This window comes from Segeticoccus rhizosphaerae (assembly GCF_009192725.1).
GTDB lineage: Bacteria > Actinomycetota > Actinomycetes > Actinomycetales > Dermatophilaceae > Segeticoccus > Segeticoccus rhizosphaerae.
Map to the genome: position 1 here is coordinate 1 of NZ_VOHR01000179.1, position 8040 is coordinate 8040.

6 protein-coding genes are annotated in these 8040 nt (G+C 71.0%); 1 reads left to right on the forward strand and 5 read right to left on the reverse strand.

The genetic code is table 11. The features are described 5' to 3' along the window. The 4 genes from FRW57_RS13875 to FRW57_RS13890 all read right to left on the reverse strand — a co-directional run. The coding region (locus FRW57_RS13875) for a DNA gyrase/topoisomerase IV subunit A (RefSeq protein WP_152186258.1) at nt 1-2412 on the reverse strand (2412 nt) is incomplete at its 3' end. Nucleotides 2413-2550: 138 nt separating this feature from the next. Next, nucleotides 2551-3984, reverse strand: a complete 1434-nt coding sequence (locus tag FRW57_RS13880; RefSeq protein ID WP_152186259.1) for a dihydrolipoyl dehydrogenase family protein — start codon at nt 3982-3984, stop codon at nt 2551-2553. Further along, the gene (locus tag FRW57_RS13885) at nt 3977-4654 is read right to left on the reverse strand and encodes an HAD family hydrolase (protein ID WP_152186260.1); all 678 of its coding nucleotides are present in this window, start codon (nt 4652-4654) and stop codon (nt 3977-3979) included. Before FRW57_RS13885 ends, FRW57_RS13880 begins: the two co-directional genes overlap by 8 nt. Nucleotides 4655-4762: 108 nt before the next feature. Then, nucleotides 4763-5380, reverse strand: coding sequence for a nitroreductase family protein (locus tag FRW57_RS13890; protein ID WP_137121067.1), 618 nt, complete (start codon nt 5378-5380; stop codon nt 4763-4765). Between the two features lie 156 nt (nt 5381-5536). Here FRW57_RS13890 and FRW57_RS13895 point away from each other — a divergent pair, with 156 nt between their 5' ends. Then, nucleotides 5537-7384 carry an NAD(P)/FAD-dependent oxidoreductase gene (locus FRW57_RS13895; RefSeq protein ID WP_137121068.1) on the forward strand — a complete coding sequence of 616 codons (1848 nt, stop codon included), beginning with the start codon at nt 5537-5539 and terminating at the stop codon, nt 7382-7384. 16 nt (nt 7385-7400) lie between these two features. On the opposite strand, the gene FRW57_RS13900 is transcribed toward FRW57_RS13895, so the two are convergent. Further along, on the reverse strand, nt 7401-8040 hold a 640-nt coding region (locus tag FRW57_RS13900; RefSeq protein WP_152186261.1), incomplete at its 5' end, for a metallophosphoesterase family protein.

The following is an 8040-nucleotide window of genomic DNA, read 5'->3' on the forward strand; positions in this document are numbered from 1 at the left end:
CGCCGGCACCCCGGACCCGTCACGCCGGCCGTTCGCCTCCGGCAGCTCGATCGACACCCCGCTCGCCCCGGCTGCTCGCGCGGGTGTCGCGCCGGCCCAGGCCAGGATGAGGGTGTCCTCGCCGCGCAGGAACCGGTGGCACCGCACACCTCCCGTGGCCCTGCCCTTGGCCGGGTACTCGTCAAAGGGCGTGACCTTCAGCGAGCCCGCCTCGGTCCCTGGCAGGGATCCCTCCGAACCGCTCACGGTGGCGAGCACGTTGTCGACGGAGAGGTCCACCGCCCCGAAGAAGACGACCCGGTCCTTGGCGCCGAGCTTGATGCCCGCGACGCCGCCACCCCCGCGACCCTGCGGCCGGACCGCGGAGGCCGCGAAATGCAGCAGCTGCGCGTGCGCAGTGGCGAAGACCAGGTGCTCGTCGCCCGTGGCCAGCTCGACCGCACCGACCACCGAGTCCTGGTCCTTCAGCGAGATGACCTCCCAACTGTCCCTGTTGGCAGGGTGATCCACGGTGACCCGCTTGACCACGCCGTGCGCCGTGCCCAGCGCCAGCCCCGGGGAGTCGGGCGAGAGGGAGGTCAGCGTCAGCGGCTGCTCACCGTGCGGCAGGTCGACGAAGGCCGCCAGCGGCGCACCGCCGGACAACGACGGCGCGCCGTTCGTGGGCGGGAGGGTCGGCAGGTCCAGGGCCGACAGCCGCACGACGCGGCCCAGGGAGGTGACCAGCCCGACATACCCTCGCGCGGTGGTGCGGACGGCGGCGGTGACGGCGTCGTGCTTGTGCCGTCCGCCCTCATTCGACAGCGGATCGGCGGACGTGGTGCGGGCCAGCAGGCCCGTCGAGGAGAGCAGGACCCAGCAGGGGTCGTCGCTGACCTCGAGCGGGGTGGCGGCGGAAACGGCCTGACCCGCCGACTCGAGCAGCACGGTCCGCCGCGGTGTGCCGTGCTTCTTGGCCACCTCGGCCAGCTCGTCGGACACGGTCTTGAGCAGGAGCTTCTCGTCCTCGAGGATCGCGCGCAGTGCCTCGATCTGCTGCTCCAGCTCGGACTTCTCGGTCTCCAACTCGATGCGGGAGAACTTGGTCAACCGCCGCAGCTGCAGGTCGAGGATGTAGGTGGCCTGCGCCTCGGACAGGTCGAAGACGTCGATCAGGCGGGCCCGGGCGACACCCGCGTCGTCGGAGCTGCGGATCACCTGGATCACCTCGTCGATGTCCAGGATCGCGATCAGCAGTCCCTCGACCAGGTGCAGGCGCTCCTCGCGCTTGCGCAACCGGTAGGCGCTGCGCCGGCGCACCACGTCGGTGCGGAAGTCGAGGTAGACCTGGAGCAGCTCCTTCAGGCCGAGGGTGCGTGGCTGGCCGTCGACCAGGCAGACGTTGTTGATGCCGAAGTTGTCCTCCATCGGCGTCAGCTTGTAGAGCTTCTCGAGGACCGCCTCGGGGTTGAAGCCGTTCTTGACCTCGATGACCAGCTGCAGCCCCTTCTTGCGGTCGGTCAGGTCGATGACCCCGCTGATGCCCTGCAGCTTCTTGGCCTGGACGAGGTCCTTGATCTTCTCGATCACCTTCTCCGGGCCGACCGTGTAGGGCAGCTCGGTCACGACGATGCCCTTCTTGCGGGGCGTGACGTTCTCGATCCGCGTGGTCGCCCGGGTCCGGAAGCTGCCACGGCCGGTGAGGTAGGCGTCGCGGATGCCCTCGAGCCCGACGATTCGGCCGCCGGCGGGCAGGTCGGGCCCGGGGACGAACTTCATCAGGTCGTCCAGCGAGCAGGTCGGGTGCTTGATCAGGTGGCGGACCGCGCCGATCACCTCGACCAGGTTGTGCGGCGCCATGTTGGTGGCCATGCCGACCGCGATGCCGCCGGCGCCGTTGACCAGGAGGTTGGGGTAGGCAGCGGGCAGTACCTCCGGCTGCATCAGCTGGTCGTCGTAGTTGGGGACGAACTCGACCGTGTCCTCGTCGAGGCTGCCGGTCATCAGCAGCGCCGCGGGAGCCATCCGCGCCTCGGTGTAGCGAGCGGCGGCGGGGCCGTCGTCGAGGGAGCCGAAGTTGCCGTGGCCGTCGACCAGCGGCAGGCGCATCGAGAAGGGCTGTGCCATCCGCACGAGGGCGTCGTAGATGGAGGCGTCGCCGTGCGGGTGGTACTTGCCCATGACCTCGCCCACGACGCGGCTGCTCTTGACGTGCGCGCGGTCGGGCCGCAGCCCCAGCTCGTTCATGCCGAACAGGATCCGGCGCTGCACGGGCTTCAGGCCGTCGCGGGCGTCCGGGAGCGCGCGGGAGTAGATGACCGAGTAGGCATATTCGAGGTAGGCGCCGCGCATCTCCTCCTCGACGTCGATGTCGACGATGTGCTCCTCGAAGTCCTCGGGCAGCTGGGGGGTCGTCGACTTGCGGCGGGCCATGCGCGGGGTGTCTCCTTGCTCGAGCGGTCAGGCGTCAGCGACCCATCCTCTCGCACCCGTCCGCATGGTCGGTCACCGACGCGCCGGTCGTGCTCGTGGGCCCCGCTCCTGTCCTCGCTGCGGCCGTGCCTTCGCCGTCTAGAGACCGTACTCCTCGAGGAAACGCAGCCACACCTCGCTGATCGTGGGGTAGCTCGGCACCGCGTGCCAGAGCCGTTCGAGCGGCACCTCGCCGGCGACAGCCACGGTGGCCGAGTGCAGCAGCTCCGCGACGTCGGGGCCGACGAACGTGACGCCGACGAGAACGCGACGGTCCTCGTCGACGACGAACCGCGCCTTGCCGGAGTAGCTCTCGCGGTGGAGGTAGGCGCCGGCGACGTCGATGTCGAGGTCGACGACCCGCGTGCGCAGCCCCGCCTCCCCGGCCTCCGCCGCAGTGCGGCCCACGGAGGCCACCTGGGGAGTGGTGAAGACCACCTGCGGCACCGCCACGTGGTCGGCCGCGAGGGAGTATGCCGTCCACGCCGCGATCGTGTCGGGCAGCTCGCCCCGGGCACGGGCCACGACCACGGACCCGACGATGCGCGCCTGGTGCTTGCCCTGGTGGGTCAGCGGCGCGCGACCGTTGACGTCTCCCACGGCGTGCAGCCAGTTGCCGTCCAGCCCCTCGACCACCCCGCTGTCGTCCACCGTCAGGGTCTGGCCGGGTTCCAGGCCCACCGTCTCCAGGCCGAGGTCGGAGGTGGCCGGACGGCGTCCCGTGGCGACCAGCAGCTCGTCGCCACTGACCGTGCTGCCGTCGTCGAGCTGCAGGTGCACACCCTGGTCGTCGCGGTCCACGCCACGGGCCCGAGCGCCGGTGTGCAGCGTGACGCCTTGAGCCCGAAGGGAGTCGGCGAGCATCTCGCCCGCGAAGGGTTCGGCGCGGCCGAGCAGTCCCGAGTCGGCCACCAGGGTGACGCGGCTGCCGAGTCCGGTGAAGGCCTGCGCCATCTCCGACCCCACCACGCCGCCACCGAGCACGACGAGGCTCGGCGGCACCTCGTGGGCGCTGGTGGCCTCGCGACTGCCCCAGTGCTTGGTGTCGGCAAGTCCCTCGATGGGTGGCTCGGCCGGCACCGACCCGGTCGCCACGACGACTGCGTGCCGCGCGGTCAGCTGTCGCACCCCGTCGCGGGTCGTGACCTCGACGGCGCGTTCCCCCGCCAAGCGGCCGTGACCGCGCAGGATCTCGATGCCAACACCGACGGCCCACTCCACCTGCCCGGCGTCGTCCCAGTGAGCGGTGAACTCGTCACGGCTGCGCAGGACCGCTGGCACGTCGAGGTCTCCGGCCGCCGCGGTCCCGCCACCGGGGACGTGTCGTGCGGCGTCGACCGCCTCGGGCGGACGCAACAGCGCCTTGGACGGCATACAGGCCCAGAAGGAGCACTCCCCGCCATAACGTTCCGCCTCGACCAAGACGGTGCGCAGCCCGGCTGAGGCGGTGCGCTCGGCGGCGTTCTCGCCGACCGGGCCACCGCCGATCACGATGACGTCATAGCTCGGATCCGGCGTGTCCTGCTCACTCATCTGCACACCGTGCCACACCTTCGCCCGCTTCGCGCGAGACCCGGTCGACTGCGTCGGTGATGGTGTCCGCCTGGCGGTCGACCGGGCCGTCCGCGTCGTCCCAGGCCCGGCCGTGCCGCAACCAGACGGAACGGATGCCCGCTGCGCGCGCGCCTCCGATGTCGGCGACCGGGTTGTCGCCGATCATCCAACGTGCGCCACCAGGACCACCGAGCCGCTCGATCGCCAGCGCGAAGATCGCCGGATCGGGTTTTGCCACACCGGCTTCGCCCGAGATGACCACCCTGTCCACGTGTTCGGTCAGGCGGAGGTGCTCCAGCTTCGCCCGCTGCAGGTCCGCAGGACCGTTGGTGACGACGCCGAGGCGAAAGCCGCTCCGGCGCGCCCGGGCCAGGGCGGCCAGAGCACCGTCGACCAGGTGGGTGTGGGCGGCGGCCTGTGCGATGTAGTCGGCGTGCAGGTCGCCGGCACTCGCGCGCACCCCGAAGCGCTGGCGGAAGGCGGCGAGCCGGTCCTGCGGGTACATCGGCCGGACCTCGTCACCGGTGAGGAAGTCGACCATCTCGGCGCGATGCTCGGCGGTGAACCGTGCGACCCACTTCTGGGCCCATGCGCTGAAGCCGCGGTCGGCGTCGGTGAGGGTGTCGTCCAGGTCGAGCAACAGGATCATGCTTCTCGACCCTAGACCGGCGCCGCGATCAGCGTCCCGGGCCCGGGTCGAGGCCTCCCGGGCGACCGTCGGGAGCGGGTGAGGGGAGCCGGCCCAGGTCTGGCGGGTTCAGAGCCGGTCGTGCTGGCCGAACCGTCCGTGGTGGACGACCTGCTCGGCGCCGCGCCGGCCCCGTTTGAGGCTGGGGCTCTTGCGGTCGGGTGCGGGGTAACCCAGGGCGACGACGCCGATGACGGTGCGGGCCGGAGGGATGGCGAACGTCTCGTGCACCGCGGCCTGCGACTCGGGCGGCACCCCGAAGAACAGCCCGCCCAGCCCTTCGTCGACGGCGGTCAGCAGCATGAGCAACGCGGCCATGCCGGTGTCGATGTCCCAGTAGGGGACCGGCCAGCGAGCCTCGTCCCGGTCGGTCCAGCCCTTGTCGGGCTCGGCGTAGCGGTCGAGGTAGGCGTCCTTGTGCGAGCAGCAGAGGATGAGGGCCGGCGCGGTCTGCAGCCCGGCCAACCAGGAGTCGGGCGCGGCATCCGGGTCGGTGGTCGCGTCCCAAAACGCTTGGCGCTCCTCGGGTTTGGTCAGCACCACGAAGTCCCAGCCCTGGCTGAACCCCGCGCTGGGGGCGCGGGTCGCGTGTCGCAACACGGTGTCCAGCACCTCGTCGGGCACCCGGCGGTCGGGCTGGTAGCGCCGGACCATGCGGCGCTTGCGGACGACCTCGCGGAACTCCATGCGGCCACGATCTCACCCGTGCACAGTTCGGCGCGAGCGCCACGGGTGGCCGTGTGCCACGCGTCCCCGCTGTACCGGTCGAACCGGAGACGGGCCCTGTCGCGAACACGTCCCGAGGTGGTGTGATGTGGGTCCCAGCCGTCGAAGGAGCGAGCCATGACCCAGACCGTCGAGTCGCGCGGAGCCGGGACCGAGCAGGAGGCAGGTGCCGCGGCCCCCGACGCGAGCCAGGCGAGGGTCGACGCCTGGTTGTCGGAGTTCGAGCAGGCACTGACTGCCCGCGACGTGGAGGCGGCCACCCGGTTGTTCGCCCCCACCTGTTACTGGCGCGACCTGATCGCTTTCTCCTGGAACCTCACGACGGTGGAGAACCATGAAGGCGTCGCCGACCTGCTGCAGCGCACCCTCGAGACCACCGACCCCTCCGCCTTCCGCACCGAGGAGCCACCGACGCAGGAGGACGGGGTGGTCACCGCCTGGATCCTGTTCGAGACCGCTGTGGCCCGGGGCCGCGGCTTGCTCCGGCTGACCGACGAGGGTGCCTTCACCCTGCTGACGACGGCCTACGAGCTCAAGGGACACGAGGAGCCGCGCGGCCGCAGGCGTCCCAAGGGTGCCGAGCACGGAGCGCGGCGCGACCGCACCTCCTGGCGGGAGCAGCGTGAGCGGGAGGCCGAGGAGCTCGGCACCTCGCGCCAGCCCTACGTGCTGGTGGTGGGCGGCGGCCAGGGGGGCATCGCCCTCGGCGCCCGGCTCCGTCAGCTCGACGTGCCGGCGATCGTGATCGACAAGCACGACCGCCCGGGTGACCAGTGGCGCGGCCGCTACAAGACCCTGTGCCTGCACGACCCCGTCTGGTACGACCACCTTCCCTACCTGAAGTTCCCGGACAACTGGCCGGTCTTCTCGCCCAAGGACAAGCTCGCCGACTGGCTCGAGTCCTACACCAGGACCATGGAGCTCAACTACTGGGGCGGCACCGAGGCCAAGCACGCGGCTTACGACGAGGACGCCGGGGAGTGGACGGTCACCGTGGAGCGGGAGGGCCGTCAGGTCGTGCTGCACCCGAAGCAGCTGGTCCTGGCCACCGGGATGTCGGGCAAGCCCAACCTGCCGAGCTTCCCCGGGATGGACGTGTTCCGCGGTGAGCAGCACCACTCCAGCGAGCACCCTGGTCCGGACGCGTATGCCGGAAAGCGTTGTGTCGTCATCGGGTCGAACAACAGCGCGTTCGACATCTGTGGTGCGCTGTGGGAGCACGGCGCGCAGGTGACCATGGTGCAGCGGTCGTCCACGCACATCGTGCGGTCTGACTCCCTGATGGAGATCGGCCTGGGCGCGCTCTACTCGGAGGAGGCAGTGGCCGGGGGGATGACCACGGAGAAGGCCGACCTGACCTTCGCCTCGCTGCCCTACCGGATCATGCACGAGTCGCAGATCCCGCTGTACGAGCAGATGCGCGAGCGCGACCAGGACTTCTACCAGCGTCTGGAAAGTGCTGGCTTCTGGCACGACTGGGGCGAGGACGGGTCCGGCCTGTTCATGAAGTACCTCCGGCGCGGCTCCGGCTACTACATCGACGTCGGGTCCGCAGACCTGGTGGCGAACGGTGACGTGGCGCTCGCCCACGGGCAGGTGGACCACCTCACCGAGGATGCGGTGGTGCTGCAGGACGGCACGGAGCTGTCCGCCGACCTGGTCGTCTACGCGACCGGCTACGGATCGATGAACGGCTGGGCGGCCGACCTGATCTCCCAGGAGGTCGCCGACACGGTGGGCAAGGTCTGGGGGCTCGGTTCGGACACCGCCAAGGATCCCGGTCCCTGGGAGGGCGAGCAGCGCAACATGTGGAAGCCCACCCGGCAGGAGGCGCTGTGGTTCCACGGCGGCAACCTGCACCAGTCGCGGCACTACTCGCTCTACCTCGCGCTGCAGCTCAAGGCCCGTCAGGTCGGCATCCCCACGCCGGTCTACCGGCTGGCCGAGGTTCACCACCTGTCCTGAGCCGTATGCCGGGTGCTCACCCGCCCGCGGAGCGCCCGTCACGCGGCCCGAAGGCAGCGAGGGCCTCGGCGTCGCTGGATGTCGAGAGGAGGTATTCCTCCGTCCAGGCGTCGACGTCCGGGTAGTCGCACGTCGCGGCGATCGACGCCCGGGCCACGTCCACGTCGAAACCGCTGCTGCCCAAGGTGACTCGGCCGCCCTCGAGCAGGGCCCAGTGAGCGCCGTCGCCGCCGTACGGCATACCGACGCTGCCCGGGTTGACCACCAGACGCCTGTTGACCAGCCGGGTGAAGGGCATGTGGGTGTGGCCGCAGACGACCGTGCTCACGTCCTCCGGCAGGGCCGCGAACGCCTCCGCCCAGCGGGACATGCGGGTGTCGACGAGCACGACCTCGTCAAGGTCTCGGGGAGTCCCGTGGCAGAAGAGGACCGGGCCGAAGCCCTCGACGGGCACGGTGACCGGGTGGGGGAGCGAGTCGAGGAGATCCACCTGATCGGGCCGCAGCTGCCCCGCTGCCCAGCTCGAGATCTCGTCGGGCACCGCCACCGCCTCACCGCGCGCGATCCTGGCCAGGTCCCGGTCCGCGTTGCCCTGCACGAGCACCGCCCGGCGGCCGAGCCCGACCAGGCGGTCGAGCACGGCCACGGGCTGCGGC

Bases quoted from the DNA above. Each gene is read 5' to 3' on its own strand.
- FRW57_RS13880 (WP_152186259.1), bottom strand. From the start codon at position 3,984: ATGAGTGAGCAGGACACGCCGGATCCGAGCTATGACGTCATCGTGATC.
- FRW57_RS13890 (WP_137121067.1), bottom strand. From the start codon at position 5,380: ATGGAGTTCCGCGAGGTCGTCCGCAAGCGCCGCATGGTCCGGCGCTAC.
- FRW57_RS13885 (WP_152186260.1), bottom strand. From the start codon at position 4,654: ATGATCCTGTTGCTCGACCTGGACGACACCCTCACCGACGCCGACCGC.
- FRW57_RS13895 (WP_137121068.1), top strand. From the start codon at position 5,537: ATGACCCAGACCGTCGAGTCGCGCGGAGCCGGGACCGAGCAGGAGGCA.